The following is a 735-nucleotide window of genomic DNA, read 5'->3' as shown; positions in this document are numbered from 1 at the left end:
GTAAAAGTTAAATTACCTGATGGTCGTATTATTACAGTGGAAGTTCCTGTAACAGTAACACCTAAATCACAAAATGGTGGAGGAGTGATTTCTCAAAATGGCGATTCAACTGTTCAGATTGTAACGGAATATCTTGATGAAAATGGTAACCGAATTACTTCAGATAAAGAAGGAAAACACAATCCAATAGAGTTGGAAGGATACGAATTTAGTCATTCAACAACGGATACTAAAGGAAATACCCTACATCACTATAAGAAAGTGAAAAAACCAATCAATCAAGAGACTCCTACAAGTCCAGAAAAACCAGTAGCTACTCCAGTTCAGACAAGTTCTACAGATTCTAAACAAGTATCCGTTGAAACAACCGTAGCTAATGACAAGAGGGAATTACCAAATACTGGTACAGAAGATAAGGCTGGTCTAGCTAGTCTTGGACTTCTTGGAATGTTGGGTGCATTCGGACTCGTAGCTCGTAAGAAAAAAGAAGATTAAAGATTTGTCGATTATTTATCTTGTGTAATATTAAATCCAGACCTATATAAAAACTTTACGAAATAGTATTTGGATAATAATATAAAGATTGTTGATGCTGAAAAAATATCAGGATCACAGGAACGTATAGTATCAGTAACTTAAAAAAGTCTGATACTATGCGTTTTTTTATGGGAAGATTTATTAGTACTTACTTTTTATAAAGTTTTTAACTAATATAAATGTTTTACTTATTTATTG

Annotated in this window: 1 protein-coding gene; it reads left to right on the top strand. The window is 32.7% G+C overall.

Features of this window, described 5'->3' with window-relative positions; genetic code table 11:
* On the top strand, positions 1–495 hold a 495-nt coding region (locus tag NMM17_RS09555), incomplete at its 5' end, for an LPXTG cell wall anchor domain-containing protein (RefSeq protein WP_254754333.1).
* Positions 496–735: the final 240 nt, after the last annotated feature.

This window comes from Streptococcus sp. CF7_Ac1-12 (genome assembly GCF_024295905.1).
Taxonomy (GTDB): domain Bacteria; phylum Bacillota; class Bacilli; order Lactobacillales; family Streptococcaceae; genus Streptococcus; species Streptococcus mitis_AP.
Note: the sequence above shows the minus strand (reverse complement) of the source record. Positions and strands in the feature narration are given on the sequence as shown.